The organism is Bacillus sp. FSL R5-0659, from assembly GCF_038008785.1.
In the GTDB taxonomy this organism is placed as follows: domain Bacteria; phylum Bacillota; class Bacilli; order Bacillales; family Bacillaceae; genus Bacillus; species Bacillus safensis.
Genome location: NZ_JBBOZU010000001.1, coordinates 1537683 through 1559271 on the forward strand (window position 1 = coordinate 1537683; position 21589 = coordinate 1559271).

Here is a 21589-nt window from a genome sequence, read left to right on the forward strand (position 1 = left end):
TGAACATATGGTTTTACAAATCTCGACATGATTAAATGGAATGAAATACATATGATTGGAGGTATATGGTTTTGGATATATTTTCTGGAACGATAAGCAACCTTGAGAATGCCTTGGGTAGAGCGAATGTTAAGCAAAAAGTCATAAGCAATAATATCGCGAATATAGACACACCGAACTACAAGTCGAAAAACGTCGCATTCCATGACATGCTAAATGACGCATCGAACAAATTAGATGCTAAAAAAACATACCAAGGTCACATTGATTTTTCAAAAACAGGGTCTAATTATTCAGTTGTTTCTAGCAACCGTACTTCATATCAAGAAAACGGAAATAATGTCGATATTGATCAAGAGATGAGTGAACTCGCTAAAAACCAAATTCAGTATAATGCTTTGGTGGAAAGAATGAGCGGGAAATTTAATTCTCTTAAAACAGTTTTGACAGGAGGTAAGTGATGTCGATTTTTTCAGGAGTGAACGCTTCGGCCTCAGCATTAACGGCACAGAGGCTCAGAATGGACGTTGTATCCTCAAACCTTGCAAATATGGATACAACAAGAGCTAAACAGGTTGATGGCAACTGGGAGCCTTATAGACGTAAACTTGTCACATTACAGCCGTCAGGTGAATCATTTTCATCTATATTGAACTCAAGTATGAATTCGAGCGGCAAATTAGGAAACGGCGTCAAAGTAACAAAGATTACAGAAGACGAAACTCCATTCAACCTTCAATATGATCCTACAAATCCCGATGCCAATGAAAATGGATATGTTCAAACACCAAATGTCGATCCATTAAAAGAAATGGTCGACCTCATCAGCAGCTCAAGATCATATGAAGCGAACGTGACTGCTCTAAATGCGAACAAAAGCATGCTGATGAAAGCTTTAGAAATAGGAAAGTAAGGTGAAAAGAATTGGTTAATGCAATATCTCCTTTCCAGCTTCAAACCGCTCAGCAAGCAAGTGAATTGACGAATGCATCGTCCTTGCAGGCGGCTGCACCTAAAAGTCAAACGAATTTCTCTGATGTGCTGAAGAATTCCATTGAGGCATTAAATCAATCACAGCTGAAATCAGACCAGTATACAAATGCGCTTGCACAAGGAAAAGATGTCAATCTCGATGAAGTCATGATTGCTTCACAAAAAGCGAGTGTCACACTCACAGCTGCGACAGAGTTTCGAAATAAAGCAGTCGAAGCGTACCAAGAGATTATGAGAATGCAGATGTAGGAGGTGCTGGTGGACAAAAAAAGACTGAATGGAATGACCGGGGGTTAAGATGAATCGTACTTTAATGCAATTAAGAACAAAAACAGTTGAGTTTTGGCGAAATCGATCAAAATTACAAAAAATACTCATGATTGGCGGCGTTGCTGCCCTAGCAATCATTATTACGGTTGTTAGCATCTTTGCTTCTTCTGAAAAAATGGTTCCGCTCTTTAGAGACTTGTCTGAGGCAGAAGCTGGACAAATCAAACAGGAACTAGATGGCAAAAACGTTAAATCGGAACTTGCAAACAATGGAACAACGATTCTCGTTCCAGAAAAGCAAGCAGACTCTTTAAAAGTAACACTCGCATCTGAAGGGCTTCCTAAGACAGGCAACATTGATTATTCCTTCTTTGCAAACAATTCAGGCTTCGGTTTAACAGATAATGAATTTGATGTTCTGAAAGTAGACGCAACTCAGACAGAACTATCCAATCTGATCAACACAATTGATGGGATTAAAGATTCAAAAGTGATGATTAACCTGCCAAAAGATTCCGTTTTTGTTGGAGAAGAGCAAAGTAATGCATCAGCATCCATTGTGCTGCAAGTTGAGCCTGGCTACACGCTTACGCCGCAGCAAGTAAAAGGCCTTTATCATCTTATTTCAAAAAGTGTGCCGAATTTAAAAACAGAAAACATTGTCATTATGGACCAAGATTCCAACTACTACGACTTAAACACCAGTTCCGATTCTTATGCAAGTGGAATGGATGCACAGCAGCAGAAAAAAGAGGAAATCGAAAAGAATCTTCAAAGAAAAATTCAGCAGCTGCTCGGAACAATGATGGGTCAAGATAAAGTGGCTGTATCGGTCACAACAGACATTGATTTTACTGAAGAAAAAAGAAAAGAAGACCTTGTAGAACCTGTTGATAAAGAAAACATGCAGGGGATTGCTGTCAGCGCTGAAAAGATTGCTGAAACATATTCAGGCAATGGAGCAGCAGCTGGAGGCACCGCTGGAACAGGTGACGATGATGTCACAAATTATCAAGGTGCCGATGGAGCGAATGGAAGCGGAGATTACGAGAAGAGTGAAGATCGTATCAATTATGAAGTCAACCGCATTCATAAAGATATCAAAGAAAGCCCTTATAAAATTAGAGATGTTGGCATTCAAGCGTTGGTCGAACCACCAACTGCAAACGATGCAAACTCTTTAACAGCTGAAAGACAAGATGATATCAAAAAGATTCTTTCAACGATCATTAGCACATCGATTGATAAAGAATACACAAATGGTCAAGCGCTCACTCAAGCAGACTTAGATAACAAAATCGTTTTATCAGTATCAAAATTAGACGGTAAACAGCAAACTGCGGCAGATAACCCTTCAAATAATATTCCAATCTGGGTTTATATTGTAGGCGGTGTGCTCCTACTTGCAATTATCGCTCTTATCATTCTTCTTGTACGTAAGCGTAGAAGAGATGAGGAAGAAGAGTTTGAGTTTGATGAACGTACACCAATCGATGTTCCTGATATCGACACTGAACCAGAAACAGAAGAAATGGTGAGAAAAAATCAGCTTGAAAAAATGGCAAAAGAAAAACCAGAAGACTTTGCTAAATTGCTACGCAGCTGGCTGTCCGAGGATTAGGAGGAATACACATGTCGAGAAAAGATCCAAATCGACTAACAGGCAGACAAAAAGCAGCAATCCTAATGATTTCCTTAGGGCTAGACGTGTCAGCATCTGTATACAAACATCTGTCTGAAGACGAAATAGAAAAATTAACATTAGAAATTTCCAATGTACGAAGTGTAGATACTGCTAAAAAAGATGAAATCATCGAAGAGTTTCACAGCATTGCCATCGCGCAGGACTACATATCGCAGGGCGGTCTTATGTACGCAAGACAAGTGCTTGAAAAAGCGCTTGGTGAGGACAAAGCGGACAGCATCTTAAACCGGTTAACATCCTCTCTTCAAGTAAAACCATTTGATTTTGCTCGAAAGGCTGAACCAGAACAAATTTTAAACTTTATCCAGCATGAGCATCCACAAACGATTGCGCTCATCCTTTCCTACCTGGATCCAGTGCAGGCTGGGCAAATTTTATCTGAATTAGGCGAGGAAGTACAAACTGAGGTTGCAAGACGTATTGCCTTAATGGACCGCACATCTCCAGAGATCATCAATGAGGTGGAACGCATTCTTGAACAAAAGCTGTCTTCAACCTTTACGCAGGACTACACGCAAACAGGCGGAGTCGAAGCGGTTGTGGAAGTGCTAAATGGTGTAGACCGTGCTACGGAGAAGACCATTTTAGACACACTTGAAATTCAAGATCCTGAACTTGCTGATGAAATTAAGAAACGTATGTTTGTCTTTGAAGATATTGTCACTCTTGACAGCAGAGCGATTCAGCGCGTCATCAGAGATGTTGAAAATGATGACTTATTGCTCGCACTCAAAGTGGCAAGCGAAGAGGTCAAAGAAATTGTCTTCCGCAACATGTCACAGCGGATGGTCGAAACATTCAAAGAAGAAATGGAGTTTATGGGGCCTGTCCGGCTTAGAGATGTCGAGGAAGCACAAACCCGTATTGTCAGCATCGTAAGACGACTTGAGGAAGCTGGAGAAATCGTCATAGCTCGAGGCGGAGGAGACGATATCATTGTCTAGGATTATCAAACATGAAACATCTGTTATTCCTGAACAAGGACGGCAAACGATTCCTTTACAGCAAGTGGAGTTTAAAAGAGAACATCACGAAGAAGAGCTTGTCAATGAAACCGAAGCATCGCAGCTTGTACTTAGTGATGCAGAAGATCAGGCGAGCCGCATCTTAGACCAAGCAAACAGTGAGCTGGAAAAAACAATGGCTGAAATCAATCAGCGCAGAACTGATTTTGAAGAAGAAAGAATACAGCTCATTGAAGAAGCGAAACAAGCAGGTTATCAAGACGGCTTTCAAAAGGGCGAAGCAGATGCAAATTTGCAGTACCAAGCTATTCTTGATCAAGCAAATGACATCGCCGGTCTTGCAAGGCAGGACTACGAAGAAAAAATTGAAAGCTCTGCTGAGCAAATTGTGGAACTTGCTTTTGAACTCGCTAAACGCGTTTGGAATGCAGCTGAGGAGACGAAAGATCAATTTTTGGCTCTTGTGAAGCAGGTCATTTCAGAAGTGAAAGAATATGACGATATTTCCATCTATGTTGACCCTGAACATTACGAGCATGTGATGGAATATAAAGACGAATTGATTAGAATCCTTCAAAAGGATACACATCTTGCCATTTACTCGGATGAAAAAGCGCCAAAAGGAACTTGTTACGTAGAAACAAGTTTTGGAAAAGTGGAAGCGAGTGTTGATACCCAATTGAATCAGCTGAAAGAAAAATTATTAGAAGTCATTGATTCAGGTGATCACAAATGAAAATGGATGTGTTAAAAGAAACGATTGAAACCGCTGATCCTTATAAACGATTTGGAAAAGTCAACCGAGTGGTTGGGCTGATGATTGAATCTAAGGGGCCGGAGAGTTCGATCGGTGACGTGTGTCTCATTCATAAAAAAGGGAGCAAGCACCATCCGATCAAAGCAGAGGTCGTAGGGTTTAGAGATGAAAACATTCTGCTCATGCCTTATGTAGAAGCATCCAATATTTCACCAGGAAGTCTTGTGGAAGCGACGGGTGAGTCGCTGAAGGTCAAAGTAGGGACTGGATTAATAGGTGAAGTCGTTGATGCCTTCGGTGATCCGCTTGATGGCAGTATGCTTCCAAAGGGACTTGCACCTGTTTCGACAGATCAATCACCCCCAAATCCGATGGACAGACCGCCTATTCGAGAAAAGATGGGTGTCGGCGTTAGAGTCATTGATAGTTTGCTCACAGTTGGCACTGGTCAAAGGATCGGGATTTTTGCCGGAAGTGGTGTTGGAAAAAGTACCTTAATGGGGATGATTGCAAAGCAGACAGAAGCAGACCTCAATGTCATTGCCCTTGTTGGAGAGCGTGGCCGTGAAGTTCGTGAGTTTATTGAAAAGGATTTAGGTGCTGAAGGACTGAAGCGATCAATTGTTGTCGTCGCAACTTCTGACCAGCCTGCACTGACGAGACTGAAAGCTGCCTATACTGCAACAGCCATTGCGGAATATTTCAGAGACAGAGGCAAAAATGTCATGTTCATGATGGATTCTGTTACGAGGGTTGCCATGGCGCAAAGGGAAATAGGTCTTGCAACTGGCGAGCCGCCAACAACAAAAGGATATACACCATCAGTGTTCGCTATACTGCCAAAATTGCTCGAACGAACTGGGACAAATCAGCTTGGTTCGATCACAGCGTTTTACACAGTTCTTGTTGATGGGGACGATATGAATGAACCGATCGCTGATACAGTGAGGGGGATCCTGGATGGCCACATTGTCCTTGATCGTGCTTTAGCCAACAAAGGACAATTTCCCGCTGTTAATATTTTGAAAAGTATCAGCCGTGTCATGAGCAATATCGCAAGTCATGATCACAAGGAAGCGGCTAACCGGTTCCGCCAGCTTTTATCCACTTATCAAAACGCTGAAGACCTCATTAATATAGGAGCATATAAAAAAGGCTCCTCCAAAGATATTGATGAGGCCATGCAGGCTTACCCTCATCTGATTTCATTTTTGAAGCAGGATGTAGAAGAGGCTGTATCTATTGAAGACAGTGTGAGTTTATTGCTCAGTTTGATGAATAGAGAGGATTGACAAAAACAGTGAGATATCAATACAAATTTCAAAAGCTCTTAGAACTGAAAGAAAGTGAAAAAGACAAGTCACTTGCAGCGTACCAACAATCCGTTTCGGCATTTGAGCAAGTCGCTGAAAAACTCTATGAAAATATGAGTAAAAAAGAGCTAATGGAAAAAAGCAAAGAAGAAAAGCTGAGAAGTGGAATGAGTGTTCAAGAAATGCGTCATTACCAGCAATTTGTGACCAACTTAGATAACACCATTCAGCATTATCAGCAGCTTGTGATCATGAAACGTCATCAAATGAATGAAAAACAATCTGATTTAACTGAAAAAAACATTGAGTTTAAAAAGTTTGAAAAAATGAAAGAAAAGCAATTTGAAAAGTTTTCCCTTGAACATAAGGCAATTGAAATGAAAGAAATGGATGATATCTCTATCAGCCAATTCATGTTTCAAGGACATTAGGAGTCGAGATGAATGCCTAAGAAGGAAAAAACAAAGGAATCAGGCGGCGGGAAATTTCAATGGATCTTGTTTATTGTCATCATCCCATTGATTGTGCTTGTGATTGTCACTGGCACGATCCTTTATATGGCAGGTTTTGATCTAAAAAAACCGCTCCAAAACATTCCGGTGATCAGCAGCTTAGTTGGTTCAGATGACACCTCAAAAACGTCATCTTCACCTAATGATCAAAGCGATGCAGAGTTGAAAGAACTGAAAAAGACTATTAAAGAGCAAAAAAATGAGCTCGAAATTGCACAAAAAGATTTGAAAACAAGTGATGAAGAGATTAAAAGACTGAATCAAAAAATCAACTCACTTGAAAAAACATCTGAAAATGATGCAAAGAATACGTCAGCCAATGACAGTTCATCGAATAACAGCTCATCAAATAATACGTCAGGTAATAACTCGGCAGCGGAGTCCTCTGATGCAGCGGCATCCTCTAATCAGCAGACAAAAGGAAAGATCGCCAGCATTTATGAAAGCATGGACCCAGGGAAATCCGCCAAAATTTTATCAGAACTAAGTGATAAAGAGGCATTAAAAATCCTTGAAGAGCTGAGCAAAAATAAACTGACAGACATATTAGCAAAACTGACACCTCAGAAGGCAGCAACGTTTACAAAAGAGCTTGCCAAAAAAGAAGAACGTGAAAATGGGGGTGGACAATAAGTGAAGCTATTGGATATTGCAGCCTTACAGCAATCTTCTCAAGGTCTCTCGGGACTAAAGGGAGGCGGCGCGGCAACTGCCAGCGGTTTGTTTAAACAATTACTTAGCGGAGCAGGCGCCCAAAGCGGTCCTGTTGATGCTGAGACAGCCGCTTCTACCTCACTTTCTATCAATGATGCGATGCAGATCATTGAAAAATGGATGCAATCACCTGAAGAAGGAATGAGCGCAGATCTACTAAGTGCGCTTCAAACACTACAAGGTCAAACACTTGAAGCAACTGATCTCAAGTCACTTGAAGAATTATTTCAAAAAATGGAATCTTCCATTTACGGTGATCAAGCTGAAAAGCCAGGTTCTGAACATAGTGAACAGCTCATACAAGTCCACTTTTTCATCTATCAATTGCTTAATCAACAGCCGCTCAGCTTTGATGCGAAACTTGTGCAGGATATTGAAGGAAAAGGTCAAGACTTCATCGACTTTCTTTCGAAAAACGGGGTAGATGAGAAACTCATTCAGCAAGTAAAAGAGCAGTTCTTCTCGCAGGGTTCAGCACCAAAACTGAATTCGATGACTCAAAGTGAGCTAAAGCACTTTAATCAGTTAATCGATCATATGATGGCGAGTGCGAAAGGATCTGACAAAGAGTGGAAAATTTCATTAGGAGAGTTGAAGGAACTGGTCTCTCCAAAACAAGAATCTACTCTCGCTTCTCCGGCAAAAGGGAATGCATCTCTTGAGTGGCTCATCAAAAAAGAAGTCGTGAAAGGACAAAGCACTGCTGCGCCAGCTTCTGAAAAAATAATGACCCACTCGCTTCTGCCAGGTCATAAGCAGTTTTTCCATCTGCAGTCAGCGGCTCCTGTTCAGCAGACACAAACGACTGATGAAAAGCCAGGAACAGTTGATCAGCAAATTCTAAACACGTGGAAGCAAATGAAATTCACGCCGTTTGGCAATTCAAGCGGACGGTTTACCGTTCGATTAAATCCTGAAAATCTTGGATTTATTACCATTCAGCTAACGAAACAAAACGGTATGTATGCGAGTAAAATTACTGCCTCGACGCAAGCAGCAAAAGAGCTGTTAGAGCATCACCTTCCGCAGCTCAAGCAGGCGCTTCCGAATATGTCGGTTCAAGTGGACCGTTTCCATATACCGCTTCAATCAAATGAGCAGCCGTTATTTGGACAGTTTAGTGAAGAAAACAAGCAGCAGCAGCCAAAAGGACAAAATTTCCAGCAGACTGATGAACAGGAAGCAGAATTCCAAGATGTTCTGGATGCTCTTGTTGGGTCAGATGAAGAAGAGGAGGAGATTTAATGGCAACAGTTGATGCTACGAATAGAACAGCCGCACAAACAGACACTTCTTCAAAAGCAGAAAAGAAAACAGATACGCTCGGCAAAGATCAATTCTTGAAAATTTTGCTCACACAGCTTCAAAACCAAGATCCGACAAATCCGCTTGATGACCGTGAGTTTGTCACGCAGCTTGCCACTTTTTCATCTTTAGAACAGCAAACCAATATGAACGATTCGATCACTAAGCTGAATCAGCTCATGTCTACATTTGTTGCACACCAAGATCCGTTTACGACGTATGTAGGCTGGATTGGTAAAGAAGTATCGGGCAAGCTGGATGATAAAGAGATATCGGGCACTGTGAAGTCTGTTAAAAACATAGACAATGAATACTTGCTTATTTTGGAAGATGGAACGAAAATCAGCCCTTGGGACGTTACAGCAGTTGGAGAAAAAACGAAGTAATTCGAGGAGGAAAATAAATGTTACGCTCACTTTACTCAGGAATTAGCGGAATGAAAAACTTCCAAACAAAATTAGATGTGGTAGCCAATAACGTAGCCAACGTCAATACACACGGATACAAAAAAAGCCGTATCACGTTTAAAGATATGGTCAGTCAAACCATTTCAAGCTCAGGTGGACCGACGAACAATTCTGGTTCGATCAACTCAAAACAAGTTGGTTTAGGATCATCTTTATCTTCTATTGATAAAATCATGAAACCAGGCTCTTCTCAAAATACAGACGAACCATATGATTTCTATATTAATGGAGATGGATTTTTCCGTATTCAAAAGCAAGGTGAAATCCTATTTACAAGAACAGGGAACTTCAAACCTGATTCAAATGGGGATTTGGCAACACCTGATGGAAACTATCTACTTGGCATGGATGGACAAAGAATCAACATTCCAAGCGACAATGTGTCAAGTGTCAGTGTTGGGCCAGATGGGACCGTTTCTGTTGTTGAGAACAACGTTTCTCGTACTGTTGGGCAAATATCACTTGTGTCATTCAGTAATGCAGGAGGATTAGATAAGATTGGGGATAACCTATATCGCCAAACGCTCAGTTCCGGTGCACCAAGTAATGCCATCGCTCCTGGAACTCAAGGAACAGGTGAACTTCAAACAGGGAAACTTGAAATGTCAAACGTTGATTTAACAGACGAGTTTACCGAAATGATTATCGCGCAGCGCGGATTCCAATCGAATGCAAAGACGATCACAACTTCTGATGAAATTCTGCAAGAGCTTGTGAATCTGAAACGATAGGAGGTAGGGGGAGCGGATGATCGCTTCTCTGCTAAATATGATTGAAGTGACAAGATTAAATGGCAAAGGATTTATGCTGAACGCTCTCCATATCGAGCAAATCGAAAGTTTTCCAGACACGACCATTACTTTGGCCAATGGAAAGAAATTCGTTGTGAAAGAAGATGAAGAGCAGCTTCAAGAGAAAATCATTTCTTTCTACAGAAAAATCCAAGTCATTTCATTGAATCAAGGAATAGAGGAATTTGAATGAAGAAGAAATTAGTCGTAGTAATGCTAATCATGATTATTGCCATCGTCGGAATTGGAGCAGGCATCTTTTTTCTGCTGAATGGGTCAGACGAAGCAAAAGCTGAAAAAGAGCCAACAGCAGATGAAGTCGTAAAAGCTTCTGTTGAAATTCCTGAGATTATCACCAATTTAAAATCTGAAGGAAATGCTGTTAAACTTGTCCTGAATATTGAAACGGACTCTGAAAAGGCAAAATCAGAGCTTGAGAAAAGAAGTTTCCAAGTAAAAGATGCTGTAATCGACATTTTATCAGACACGAATGCAGATGAACTTGATGGCAAAAAAGGCAGAGAACATTTTAAAACACAAGTCAAAAACAAAGTGAATAACTATTTGCAAGATGGCAAGGTGAAAGAAGTATATATAACCTCCTTTAATCTGCAATAGAGGCGATTAATTAACGCGACGGAGGTGAAGAAATGTCAGGAGAAGTGCTTTCCCAGAATGAGATCGACGCATTATTATCCGCCATCTCAACAGGCGAAATGGATGCAGAAGAGCTGAAAAAAGAAGAAACGACGAAAAAAGTGAAAGTGTATGACTTTAAACGTGCACTGCGCTTTTCAAAAGACCAGATTCGAAGTTTAACAAGGATTCATGATAACTTCGCTAGACTGCTCACCACGCATTTTTCAGCGCAGCTAAGATCATATATTCAAATTACTGTCAGCTCGGTTGACCAAGTACCATACGAAGAATTTATTCGTTCGATTCCTAATATGACATTATTAAACTTATTTTATGTCAGCCCGCTTGAAGGAAGAATCATGCTTGAAGTGAACCCAACAATCGGCTATGCGATGATGGACAGGCTGATGGGCGGGATTGGCATTAGTCATAATAAGACAGAATCACTTACAGAAATTGAAACAAAGATTATCTCAAACATGTTTGAGGGAGCTTTGGAAAATTACAGAGAAGCGTGGCAGTCCATAACCGACATCGAGCCTGAAATGGCAGATTTCGAGGTAAATCCCCAGTTTGTTCAAATGGTGTCACCAAACGAAACAGTTGTCGTCATTTCTCTTAATACACAGATTGGCGAGGTAAGCGGGGTTATTAACCTATGTATTCCTCACGTTGTATTAGAGCCTATTATTCCGAAGCTGTCTGTACACTACTGGATGCAGTCTGAACGAAATGAACCAAAACAGCAAGAGACAAAGGCCATTGAAAAACGGATTATGAAGGCAAAAATACCGGTAGTCGCAGAGCTGGGACAATCGGAAATGACGGTGGAAGAGTTTTTGAATTTGGAAATTGGTGATTGTATTGCCTTGGACAAACCAGTAAATGCGCCTCTTACTGTTATGGTCGGAAATAAACCGAAATTCTTGGGACAGGCCGGCCGCGTGAATCGGAAACAGGCGATTCAAATTCTAGATCACGACATAAGAGGTGAAGAAGATGGAGAATAACGGAAGTAAATTATCACAAGACGAAATCGATGCGCTCCTTAAAGGAGGCAGCAATGACGATATAGAGCCTGATACAATCCTTTCTGCAATGGAGCAAGATGCTATTGGGGAAATCGGAAATATTTCATTTGGCAGCTCTGCAACAGCACTTTCAACCCTATTAAATCAAAAAGTGGAGATTACAACTCCAACAGTTACAGTGATTCAAAAAAGTAAGCTGAATGAGGAATTTCCTCATCCGTATGTCGCTATTGAAGTGAATTATACGGAAGGCTTCAGCGCAAGTAACCTGCTTGTTATCCAGCAAACAGATGCAGCAGTCATTGCGGACTTAATGATGGGCGGAGACGGGACAAATGCTGACCCTTCTTTAAGCGAAATTCATTTAAGTGCAGTGCAAGAAGCGATGAACCAAATGATGGGTTCTGCTGCGACGTCTATGTCGACAGTCTTTAATAAAAAGATTGATATTTCTCCGCCGCGCGTCGAATTACTTGATGTGAAAGAAGGAGAAGGGACAGACCGCATTCCAGCTGAAGAAATGCTTGTCAAAGTATCCTTCAGATTAACAATAGGTGAACTGATCGATTCAAATATTATGCAGCTTTATCCTATTACATTTGCGAAGGATTTAATCGCAGAATTAACAGTCCCTGCGCAAGAAGAAGAGCCTGTTCAAGAAGCTCAAGTGAGCACACCTGAACCTCAGCCGGCAGCAACGCAAACGCAGTCTGCCCCAGCGCAGCAAGCAGCACCGCCGAAAAGACAGGCGAAGCCGGCAGCACCTGTAAATGTGGCGCCAGTCGAATTTGAAGCGTTCAGTGAGCCTCAGCATACAACAAGCCAGCTTGGAAATCTTGATATGCTGATGGACATTCCGCTTTCCATTACGGTGGAACTTGGAAGAACTCAGCGCAGTGTGAAAGAAGTTCTTGAGCTTTCAGCTGGAAGTATCATTGAACTGGACAAACTTGCTGGTGAGCCAGTAGACATTCTAGTTAACAAACGAATCGTCGCCAAAGGGGAAGTCGTTGTCATTGATGAGAACTTTGGTGTTCGTGTGACTGACATTCTAAGCCAGTCAGAAAGACTTTCTAATTTAAAATAAACAAACATACAGGGAGAGAATAAGTAAATGGCTACTAAGGTATTAATCGTAGATGATGCAGCATTCATGAGAATGATGATCAAGGATATTCTTGTAAAAAACGGATTTGATGTAGTAGGAGAAGCAGAAAACGGCGCACAAGCAGTTGAAAAATACAAAGAAACATCTCCTGATCTTGTCACAATGGATATCACAATGCCAGAAATGGACGGAATCACTGCACTAAAAGAAATTAAACAAATCGATGCTTCTGCAAAAATCATCATGTGTTCTGCAATGGGACAGCAGTCAATGGTTATTGACGCGATCCAAGCAGGCGCAAAAGACTTTATCGTGAAGCCATTCCAGGCAGACCGTGTACTTGAAGCAATTAATAAAACGTTAGGCTAAAAAAGGGTGTAAGATTTGTTGAAAAAACGTTTGATATGTATAGCAATGATCAGTTTTATGCTTTTCTTGACGATGCAGCCTGCCTCGCTGTTTGCTGAAACGAAAGATCCTGAGAATGGCACAGTGAATGACTGGCTCAAAGATGAGAAAGAAAGCAAAAAGGATACAGAGAAGAAAACCACTGACAATCAAACGAATCCGGCAGAAGAAGTTCCCTCTTCTTCTGTCTCCATTATGGATTTTGTCAAAATGATTGGTGCCTTACTATTTGTCATCCTGCTTATTTATGGATTGGTGAGATTTGTTGGTAAGCAAAACCGCTTACTCAAACCATTTCGCTATGTTGAAAATATTGGCGGAACGACAGTCGGACAAAACCGTTCAGTCCAGCTGATCAAGGTGGGCAAACGAGTATTAGTTGTCGGCGTAGCAGATTCAATCCAGCTGCTAAAAGAAATTGATGATGAACAAGAATGTGAAGCAATCGTAAAACAATATGAAGAAGCGATGGAGAGTAAGACCGATTTACCAAAAATGGTTCAAAAATTCACCTCGCAGGTAAAGAAACATGATCAGCCGACCACTTCTTCTTTTTCAGCCAATTTAAAGGCGCAGCTAGCCGAATTGAAAAAGACCCAATCAGAAGTCAGAAAGAAAGGCCCGAAACAAAATGAATGAGTTTATCGATTTATTTAATTCCAGCGGTGCAGGAAATATTAGCACATCTGTCCGTCTTCTATTACTTTTAACTGTATTTTCGGTTGCACCGGGCATTCTCATTTTAATGACGTGTTTTACACGGATTGTGATTGTTCTTTCATTTGTCAGAACATCACTTGCAACCAACTCAATGCCGCCAAACCAAGTGCTTGTTGGACTTGCTTTGTTTCTCACATTTTTTATCATGGCACCCACGTTCTCACAGATTAATAAAGAGGCGCTCACGCCGCTTTTAAATGATGACATCACGTTAAATCAGGCATATGAAAAAGCCGAAGTGCCTATTAAAGAGTTTATGAGTAAACATACAAGACAGAAAGATTTGGCTTTATTTCTTAGCTACGCAAAAATGGATACACCTGAATCGATTAAAGATATTCCATTAACGGCGATGGTTCCCGCTTTTGCCATCTCAGAATTAAAGACGGCATTTCAAATTGGTTTTATGATCTTTATTCCATTTTTAATTATTGACATGGTGGTCGCAAGTGTTCTGATGTCAATGGGGATGATGATGCTTCCGCCAGTTATGATATCACTCCCTTTCAAAATATTGTTATTTGTTTTAGTCGATGGATGGTATTTGATAGTTAAATCTTTGCTGCAAAGCTTTTAGAGTAGGTGCTTAAAACATGAGTTCAGAATTTGTCATTACGATGGCTGAAAGATCAGTGTATGTAGTATTGCTTGTGAGTGGGCCGCTTCTAGCGCTCGCACTCATTGTGGGACTGATTGTCAGTGTGTTTCAGGCGACAACCCAAATTCAAGAACAGACGCTTGCGTTTATTCCTAAGATTGTTGCAGTACTCATTGGACTCGTTGTGTTTGGTCCATGGATGCTTTCAACAATTGTGTCTTTTACGACAGAACTGTTCTCGAATTTAGATCGATTTGCAGGTTAAGCAGAGATGTCAATCATAGAATTATTCCCTGCTTTTCTTTTAGTTTTTATTCGGATCACCGCTTTTTTTGTGACAGTACCGCTTTTAGCGCATAGAACGATCCCAGCTGTACACAGAGTTGGATTCTCACTGTTTTTAGCTGTCATTAGTTTTAGCACCATAAAAGAACCGCCAGCACTTGACATCGACGGTCTTTATATGATGCTTGCGGTGAAAGAAGCAATGGTCGGTCTGCTGCTTGGGCTGATTGCATACATCATGGTGTCCGCTGTTCAAATTGCCGGCTCATTCATTGATTTTCAAATGGGTTTTGCGATTGCCAATATTATCGATCCGCAAACAGGGGCGCAGACGCCGCTGATGGGACAGTTTTTTTATACGGTCACACTGCTGTTGATGCTGGCAACAAACGCACATCACCTGCTGCTTGATGGAATCTATTACAGCTTTCAATACATTGCAGTTGATCAATACGCGCTGAATTTCGGCAGTGAATCCTTTGCTTACTTTATCGCAAAGAGCTTCAACCAAATGTTTATCATTGCCTTTCAAATCTCGGCACCTGTAGTGGCAAGTCTGTTTTTAGTCGATTTGGCACTGGGGATTGTGGCACGTACAGTTCCGCAAATGAACGTTTTTGTGGTCGGACTTCCTATTAAAATGGGTGTGAGTTTTATTATGATCATCATCTGTATGGGCGTCATCTTCGGTGTTGTCCAAAATACATTTGAAACGATTGTACTCACCATGAGGAATTTCTTAGCATTGGTCGGTGGTTCGTCATGATGACAAGGCTTAGACTAGACTTGCAATTTTTCGCAGGTGAAAAAACAGAAAAAGCAACGCCGAAAAAAAGACGGGATTCACGTAAAAAAGGACAGGTTGCCAAAAGTACCGACGTCAATACAGCCATCTCATTTCTATTAATCTTTTTATCATTCTTTTTTATTGGGCCTTTTATGAAAGAGCGGATTATCGCGCTCATTGAACGTTTTTATTCAACAACTATGCTAATGAAGGTTAGCACATCTAATATTCATCAATTATTCTTGGAATTGCTTCAGGAAACAGGGATCCTCCTTATGCCAATCCTTGGTGTTGGTATGCTGGCAGGCGTTCTCAGTAACTATTTACAAGTCGGCTTTCTCTTTTCGACAGAAGTGATTCAACCGAAATTAGAAAAGCTTGACCCAATCAAAGGATTTAAACGAATATACAGTATTCGAGCCCTCGTAGAGCTATTAAAATCCATTTTGAAAATTGGCTTTGTTGGCTTTGCGACATTTATTGCTCTTTGGATGCACTTTGATGAAATTCTGCGGCTTCCTTTATTAACAGCAGAGGAAACCCTTCATTTCGTCGCAAATATGACCTTGATTATGGGGCTGTATGCTGCTGGTGCTCTTCTGATCTTGGCAGGGCTTGATTATATGTATCAGAAATTTGATTATGAAAAAAACTTGCGGATGTCCAAACAAGACATCAAAGATGAGTATAAAAAATCAGAGGGTGACCCGCTCATCAAATCAAAGATTAAACAGCGTCAGCGGGAAATGGCCATGAGACGGATGATGCAGGAAGTCCCAAAAGCGGACGTCATCATTACAAACCCAACCCACTATGCCATTGCTTTAAAGTATGACGAAGAAAAAATGGACGCGCCCTATGTTGTAGCAAAGGGAACGGATATTTTGGCTTTGAAAATTAGAACGATTGCGAAAGAACATGATGTCATGACTGTAGAGAACAGGCCGCTTGCCCGCGCGCTCTATGATCAGGTCGACATCGACCAAGCGGTGCCAGAAGAATACTTTAAGGCTATCGCAGAAATTTTAGCTTACGTCTATAAAACGAAACAAAAGATTTTATGAATTTTTGGTTTTAAAAGGAGAGAACAGGCATGTCAGCAAGAGATTTATCTGTTTTATTCAGTGTTATTTTAATTGTGGCGATGCTGGTCATACCGTTTCCGCCCGTTTTATTAAGTATTTTAATCATTATTAATATTTCTCTTGCGCTTATCGTGCTTCTCACCACAATGAACATGCAAGAACCACTGCAATTTTCAATTTTTCCATCATTGCTTTTGCTCTTAACGCTGTTTCGTTTAGGGCTTAACATCTCTACAACACGTTCTATTCTTTCAACAGGAGATGCTGGGAAAGTTGTCGAAACGTTCGGTTCATTTGTTGTTGGAGGAAATATCCTCGTTGGTCTTGTTGTTTTCCTTATCCTGATCATCATTCAGTTTATTGTTATCACAAAAGGGGCAGAGCGTGTATCAGAGGTTGCGGCAAGATTTACACTCGATGCGATGCCAGGTAAACAAATGAGTATTGACGCAGATTTAAATGCAGGAATGCTGACAGAAAGTGAAGCAAGAAATCGCCGTGAAAAAGTAGCGAGAGAAGCAGACTTTTATGGAGCGATGGATGGTGCCAGTAAGTTCGTAAAAGGGGACGCCATCGCAGGTATTATCATCGTCATCATCAATATTATATTTGGAATCATTATCGGGATGCTTCAGCAAGGCATGTCGATTCAAGAATCAGCTTCACACTTTACCCTATTAACGGTAGGAGACGGAATCGTTTCGCAAATTCCGGCACTCCTCATTTCAACGGCGACAGGGATTGTTGTGACTAGAGCAGCTTCTAATGGAAACCTTGGGTCAGACATTACAGGTCAGCTCTTCGCATTCCCAGCCATGCTTTATGTGACAGCGGGCACGATCTTCCTTCTTGGGCTGTTTACGCCAATCGGCATACTTTTGACAGGGCCGATCGCAGGTTTACTTGCACTTGGCGCATACATGATGTCGAAAAACAAACAAGACCAAGAAGAAATTGAAGAGGTACTGGAGGAACAGGCAGAGGTAGAAGAGATGAAAAGTCCAGAAAGCGTTATTCATCTCCTGCAAATGGATGCCATTGAATTTGAATTTGGCTACGGCCTCATCCCGCTCGCTGATGCAAACCAGGGCGGTGACCTGTTAGACCGAATTGTGATGATCCGAAGGCAGCTTGCCCTCGAACTGGGTCTTGTCATTCCAGTCGTCCGGATCCGGGACAATATTGCACTGAACCCAAATGAATACCGATTGAAAATTAAAGGGAACGAAGTAGCAAAAGGGGAGCTGCTACTTGATCACTACTTAGCGATGTCCCCAACGCCTGATGATGATCCAATTGAAGGGATTGAAACAATCGAACCATCCTTTGGACTGCCGGCTAAATGGATATCCGAAGCAGAAAAAGATCAGGCTGAGATGCTAGGCTATACGGTTGTGGACCCAGCATCTGTCGTGTCTACTCACATCACAGAGAAGATTAGACAAAACACACACGAACTGCTCGGACGCCAAGAAACGAAGCAATTAATCGATCATCTGAAAGAAAGTTATCCTGTCTTAGTGGATGAGGTAACGCCAAATCCGCTGGCAGTCGGTGATATTCAAAAAGTACTGGCGAAGCTGCTGAAAGAAAAGGTCTCTATCCGAAACCTTGTCACCATTTTTGAGACGCTTGCAGACTACGGAAAATTAACGACTGATACAGATTTATTAACAGAGTATGTCAGACAGGCCCTGGCAAGACAGATTACCGCACAGTATGCAAGAGAAGATGAATCACTCAAAGTCGTGACATGCTCAGGCCGAGTAGAAAAGGTGATTGCAGACAGCGTTCAGCAAACAGAGCATGGCAACTACTTATCGTTAGATCCAGAATCCTCTGAAAGTGTGATTCAATCAGTGGCGAGAGAAATTGAACAGCTTTCGCTTCGTCAGGAAACGCCGGTTCTATTATGCTCTCCTCCTATAAGAATGTACGTGAAGCAGTTGTTAGAAAGATATTTCCCAGATTTACCGGTACTATCTTATAACGAACTAGAAGCGAATGTGGAAGTACAGAGCATCGGAGTGGTGGATATCTAATGAAAATGAAAAAAATCACAGCAAATTCTATGCAGGAGGCAACGATTCAAATCAGGCAGCAGCTTGGGAAAGATGCCGTTATTTTAAATTCCAAAACCGTTGTCAAACGCAAACTGTTTGGTTTAAAGAAACAGCAAATGGTCGAAGTGATTGCAGTGCTGGATCAAGATTTCGAAGAAAGAGCTGGTAAAGGGTTAAACCCTGTGCCGCCTCTTCCAGTGTTACCAAAAAAGGAACAAGTTCAAAAGCAGCCCGAAGAGCCATCCTTTGCTCCCAAAGCGGCGAAACCAGCGCATACTCATACTCATACTCAGCCTTTAGAATATGTGAGGAATGAACGGCATGCTGGTATTCTGCCTGAACCTCTCGTAGCAATCGATCAAAAGCTAAAGGATCAAGGTCTTGATGATGCTATTCGAGACGAATGCCTGAAAGGTCTTTTAACAAAGGGCGCGGTTAAAGAAGATCACATAGAAAAAGAACTTGAACAACTGCTGACAGATATGCTACCAGCTAAAACCTCTGATGAGCCGATGATTTCTTCAAAATACATTGTACTGTTCGGTTCAACTGGAGCTGGTAAAACGACAACGATTGCAAAGCTGGCTGCTAAAACGGCCATTCAGCAGCAAAAAAAGATCGCTTTTATTACAACTGATACGTACCGGATTGCAGCGATCGAACAGCTGAAAACATATGCTGAACTGCTGAATGCACCGCTTGAGGTTTGTTATTCGAGAGAGGATTTTGTAAAAGCTCAAGAGACCTTTAAAGAGTATGATCATATTTTCATCGATACAGCAGGCCGTAACTTTAAAGAAGAAGCGTATATCAAAGAGCTGACCGACATTATTCCATTTGATGAGAGCATTCAAAGTTTTCTCGTGATGAGTGCTACATCAAAATATCAAGACATGAAAGCCATGGTCAAGCGCTTTGAACACGTTCCAATCGATCAATTCATTTTTACAAAAGTAGATGAAACGGACACGATGGGAACCATTTTTCAAATCATTGCTGACTCTCAAATCAAACTTGGTTTTTTAACAAATGGCCAAAATGTGCCTGAGGATATTCTTGAAGGTTCTCCTCGTGAACTTACAAGGATGGTTTTACAATCATGAAGCCCGACCAAGCAGAAGGGTTAAGAAAACTAGTTCAGCAGAGTCAAATGATCACACCGGCTCCTCTTAACGTCAGCGGACAGGCAAAAACCATTGCCGTTATGAGCGGCAAAGGCGGGGTAGGTAAATCGAATTTGACACTGAATATGGCACTGTCTATCGCAAGCACAGGCAAAAGAGTGTTAGTGATCGATCTTGATTTTGGGATGGGGAATATTGATATTTTACTAGGGAAAACATCGACTAGCTCTATATTAGATGTTCTCGTTAGAAAAAAATCCTTCCAAGCAGCTATGACAAAAGGGACGGACAACCTATATTACATTTCTGGCGGAAGCGGACTTGAACAGCTCTTTTCTTTAGATAAAGATCAATGGTCGTTCTTTTTGGAAGAGATGGAAAAAATGATGCAGGGCTTCGATTGTATTTTCTTTGATATGGGTGCCGGCCTGTCAAAAGATCAGCTGCCATTTGTCTTATCAGCAGGGGAAGTAGTCGTTGTGACTACGCCAGAGCCGACATCCATCATGGATGCCTACAGCGCAATTAAACACTTAGCTATTCATCAATTTGAACGGTCTGTGCAAATCATTGTCAACCGGTGTAAAACCCCGTCAGAAGGGTCTGAAACTTACCGGAAATTAGCAGGAGTGGTCACAAGTTTTCTTCACAGAAAACTTGTATTCGCTGGCGCTGTGCCTGATGATCCTGCGGTTCCTAAAGCAGTATCAGAACAGATTCCATTTTATATGAAGCAGCCTCATTCAAGGCTGAGTAAAACCATTAAGATGCTGGCAGAAACACTATATCATCAGCAGATAAGAGAGGCACGGAGAGAACAGCATACGTTTATAGATAAGTTGTCCTCTTTTTTTAAAAGGAGGAAGGTGGACTCATGATTAGAGTGCTAGTAGTAGATGACTCGGCCTTTATGAGAAAACTCATTAGTGATTTTCTAAGTGCTGAGCAAGAAATTGAAGTCGTCGGAACGGCGCGAAATGGGGAAGATGCCTTAAAACGGATCAAGGAACTGAATCCAGATGTTGTCACATTAGATGTGGAAATGCCTGTTTTAAATGGAACAGAAGCATTAAAACAAATTCTGGCTGAACACGACCTTGCCGTAATTATGGTGTCAAGCCAGACAAAGCAAGGAAAAGATTTAACCATCCATTGCTTAGAACTCGGTGCTTTCGACTTTGTGACAAAACCTTCGGGAAGTATTTCGCTCGATTTGCACAAAGTGAGAGGGCAAATTGTAGAGCGGGTACTTGCGGCAGGACTGTCAAGGAAACGCACTGAAGAGAAGGTGTCTCCTAAGCCGGTGATAAAGCCGCCAAGTCCAGTGGCTGCACCCCGTCTGCAAACAGTAAAAGGCGCCTCACTCCGAAAGATTATTTCTATTGGAACATCTACAGGAGGGCCAAGGGCACTTCAACGAGTTGTAACGAAGCTGCCTAAGGACATAGAGGCACCTATATTGATTGTGCAGCATATGCCGGCAGGATTTACGGCATCACTTGCTGCTAGGTTAGACCATTTATCACAAATTACGATTAAAGAAGCGCAAGATGGAGACATCGCGAAAAATGGAGTGGCTTACATAGCTCCTGGTGGAATGAATATGTCACTTCATGACCAAGGGGGATCACTTGTTATCAGGCTGTCCCCTGAAGACACGGAAAGCCGGCACAAACCATCTGTTAACTATTTATTTGAATCCATCAGCAATATAAAGGGTTACGAGAAAATCGCTGTCATTATGACAGGCATGGGCAGTGACGGTACGGAAGGTGTCAAAAAAATGGTCGCAAGCGGTCATACGAAAGTCATTGCAGAAAAAGAAGAATCATGTGTTGTTTTCGGAATGCCTAAATCAGTCATTAAAGCAGGCCTTGCACATGAAACAAGGCATGTGGATGACATCGCACATGCAATTATAAGCTCCATGAAAAAAGAGAGGGCGTGAA

General features: G+C 41.5%; 26 protein-coding genes. All 26 read left to right on the forward strand.

Translation table 11 applies throughout. The features are described from left to right. Positions 1-71 precede the first annotated feature (71 nt). Genes flgB through NSQ72_RS07900 form a run of 26 tightly spaced genes read left to right on the forward strand, consistent with a single transcriptional unit; the run spans position 72 to position 21588 of the window. Complete coding sequence (gene flgB, locus NSQ72_RS07775) at positions 72-461, forward strand: flagellar basal body rod protein FlgB (RefSeq protein WP_039178512.1); 390 nt, start codon at positions 72-74, stop codon at positions 459-461. Beyond that, positions 461-913 carry a flagellar basal body rod protein FlgC gene (flgC, locus tag NSQ72_RS07780; protein WP_024424179.1) on the forward strand — a complete coding sequence of 151 codons (453 nt, stop codon included), beginning with the start codon at positions 461-463 and terminating at the stop codon, positions 911-913. The genes flgB and flgC overlap by 1 nt, the downstream gene beginning before the upstream one ends. 11 nt (positions 914-924) lie before the next feature. After that, positions 925-1242 carry a flagellar hook-basal body complex protein FliE gene (gene fliE, locus NSQ72_RS07785; RefSeq protein WP_039178515.1) on the forward strand — a complete coding sequence of 106 codons (318 nt, stop codon included), beginning with the start codon at positions 925-927 and terminating at the stop codon, positions 1240-1242. A gap of 49 nt (positions 1243-1291) precedes the next feature. Further along, complete coding sequence (gene fliF, locus NSQ72_RS07790) at positions 1292-2884, forward strand: flagellar basal-body MS-ring/collar protein FliF (protein ID WP_039178517.1); 1593 nt, start codon at positions 1292-1294, stop codon at positions 2882-2884. 11 nt (positions 2885-2895) lie between these two features. Beyond that, the gene (gene fliG / locus NSQ72_RS07795) at positions 2896-3912 is read left to right on the forward strand and encodes a flagellar motor switch protein FliG (RefSeq protein WP_039178520.1); all 1017 of its coding nucleotides are present in this window, start codon (positions 2896-2898) and stop codon (positions 3910-3912) included. Beyond that, complete coding sequence (gene fliH, locus NSQ72_RS07800; RefSeq protein WP_039178522.1) at positions 3905-4669, forward strand: flagellar assembly protein FliH; 765 nt, start codon at positions 3905-3907, stop codon at positions 4667-4669. The genes fliG and fliH overlap by 8 nt, the downstream gene beginning before the upstream one ends. Then, entirely contained in the window at positions 4666-5982 is a 1317-nt protein-coding gene (fliI, locus tag NSQ72_RS07805) for a flagellar protein export ATPase FliI (protein WP_024424174.1), read from the forward strand. Before fliH ends, fliI begins: the two co-directional genes overlap by 4 nt. Before the next feature lie 8 nt (positions 5983-5990). Further along, complete coding sequence (gene fliJ, locus NSQ72_RS07810; RefSeq protein WP_024424173.1) at positions 5991-6434, forward strand: flagellar export protein FliJ; 444 nt, start codon at positions 5991-5993, stop codon at positions 6432-6434. A 12-nt stretch (positions 6435-6446) separates the two neighbouring features. Then, the gene (locus tag NSQ72_RS07815; protein WP_126681804.1) at positions 6447-7148 is read left to right on the forward strand and encodes a MotE family protein; all 702 of its coding nucleotides are present in this window, start codon (positions 6447-6449) and stop codon (positions 7146-7148) included. After that, complete coding sequence (gene fliK / locus NSQ72_RS07820; RefSeq protein ID WP_144494942.1) at positions 7149-8474, forward strand: flagellar hook-length control protein FliK; 1326 nt, start codon at positions 7149-7151, stop codon at positions 8472-8474. It begins immediately after the preceding gene. Then, positions 8474-8920 carry a flagellar hook assembly protein FlgD gene (gene flgD / locus NSQ72_RS07825; RefSeq protein WP_039178531.1) on the forward strand — a complete coding sequence of 149 codons (447 nt, stop codon included), beginning with the start codon at positions 8474-8476 and terminating at the stop codon, positions 8918-8920. The genes fliK and flgD overlap by 1 nt, the downstream gene beginning before the upstream one ends. A 17-nt stretch (positions 8921-8937) precedes the next feature. Next, on the forward strand, positions 8938-9732 hold the full coding sequence (gene flgG, locus NSQ72_RS07830; RefSeq protein WP_039178534.1) for a flagellar basal body rod protein FlgG: 795 nt from the start codon (positions 8938-8940) through the stop codon (positions 9730-9732). 37 nt (positions 9733-9769) lie between these two features. Continuing rightward, the gene (locus tag NSQ72_RS07835) at positions 9770-9985 is read left to right on the forward strand and encodes a flagellar FlbD family protein (protein WP_008344794.1); all 216 of its coding nucleotides are present in this window, start codon (positions 9770-9772) and stop codon (positions 9983-9985) included. After that, positions 9982-10410 carry a flagellar basal body-associated protein FliL gene (fliL, locus tag NSQ72_RS07840; RefSeq protein WP_024424168.1) on the forward strand — a complete coding sequence of 143 codons (429 nt, stop codon included), beginning with the start codon at positions 9982-9984 and terminating at the stop codon, positions 10408-10410. The genes NSQ72_RS07835 and fliL overlap by 4 nt, the downstream gene beginning before the upstream one ends. A gap of 32 nt (positions 10411-10442) precedes the next feature. Continuing rightward, on the forward strand, positions 10443-11441 hold the full coding sequence (gene fliM, locus NSQ72_RS07845) for a flagellar motor switch protein FliM (protein WP_024424167.1): 999 nt from the start codon (positions 10443-10445) through the stop codon (positions 11439-11441). Next, positions 11431-12549: a flagellar motor switch phosphatase FliY gene (fliY, locus tag NSQ72_RS07850; protein WP_039178540.1), complete on the forward strand. Its 1119-nt coding sequence runs from the start codon at positions 11431-11433 to the stop codon at positions 12547-12549. Before fliM ends, fliY begins: the two co-directional genes overlap by 11 nt. A 27-nt stretch (positions 12550-12576) precedes the next feature. Further along, a complete protein-coding gene (locus NSQ72_RS07855) occupies positions 12577-12939 on the forward strand; it encodes a response regulator (protein WP_007499584.1) in 363 nt (120 codons plus the stop codon). Between the two features lie 18 nt (positions 12940-12957). After that, a complete protein-coding gene (fliZ, locus tag NSQ72_RS07860; RefSeq protein ID WP_039178546.1) occupies positions 12958-13617 on the forward strand; it encodes a flagella biosynthesis regulatory protein FliZ in 660 nt (219 codons plus the stop codon). Further along, positions 13610-14275, forward strand: a complete 666-nt coding sequence (gene fliP, locus NSQ72_RS07865; RefSeq protein ID WP_008354479.1) for a flagellar type III secretion system pore protein FliP — start codon at positions 13610-13612, stop codon at positions 14273-14275. The genes fliZ and fliP overlap by 8 nt, the downstream gene beginning before the upstream one ends. Positions 14276-14291: 16 nt before the next feature. Next, positions 14292-14561 (forward strand): flagellar biosynthesis protein FliQ, encoded by a 270-nt coding sequence (gene fliQ / locus NSQ72_RS07870; protein WP_003211206.1) that lies wholly within the window; start codon positions 14292-14294, stop codon positions 14559-14561. Between the two features lie 6 nt (positions 14562-14567). After that, positions 14568-15347: a flagellar biosynthetic protein FliR gene (gene fliR, locus NSQ72_RS07875; RefSeq protein WP_024426982.1), complete on the forward strand. Its 780-nt coding sequence runs from the start codon at positions 14568-14570 to the stop codon at positions 15345-15347. After that, positions 15344-16432, forward strand: a complete 1089-nt coding sequence (gene flhB / locus NSQ72_RS07880; protein ID WP_039178554.1) for a flagellar biosynthesis protein FlhB — start codon at positions 15344-15346, stop codon at positions 16430-16432. Before fliR ends, flhB begins: the two co-directional genes overlap by 4 nt. Before the next feature lie 29 nt (positions 16433-16461). After that, positions 16462-18495: a flagellar biosynthesis protein FlhA gene (gene flhA, locus NSQ72_RS07885; RefSeq protein ID WP_039178556.1), complete on the forward strand. Its 2034-nt coding sequence runs from the start codon at positions 16462-16464 to the stop codon at positions 18493-18495. Continuing rightward, positions 18495-19619, forward strand: coding sequence for a flagellar biosynthesis protein FlhF (gene flhF, locus NSQ72_RS07890; RefSeq protein ID WP_247544190.1), 1125 nt, complete (start codon positions 18495-18497; stop codon positions 19617-19619). Before flhA ends, flhF begins: the two co-directional genes overlap by 1 nt. Further along, entirely contained in the window at positions 19613-20518 is a 906-nt protein-coding gene (locus tag NSQ72_RS07895; RefSeq protein WP_126681809.1) for a MinD/ParA family protein, read from the forward strand. The genes flhF and NSQ72_RS07895 overlap by 7 nt, the downstream gene beginning before the upstream one ends. Then, positions 20515-21588, forward strand: a complete 1074-nt coding sequence (locus NSQ72_RS07900; protein WP_039178562.1) for a protein-glutamate methylesterase/protein-glutamine glutaminase — start codon at positions 20515-20517, stop codon at positions 21586-21588. Before NSQ72_RS07895 ends, NSQ72_RS07900 begins: the two co-directional genes overlap by 4 nt. Position 21589: the final 1 nt, after the last annotated feature.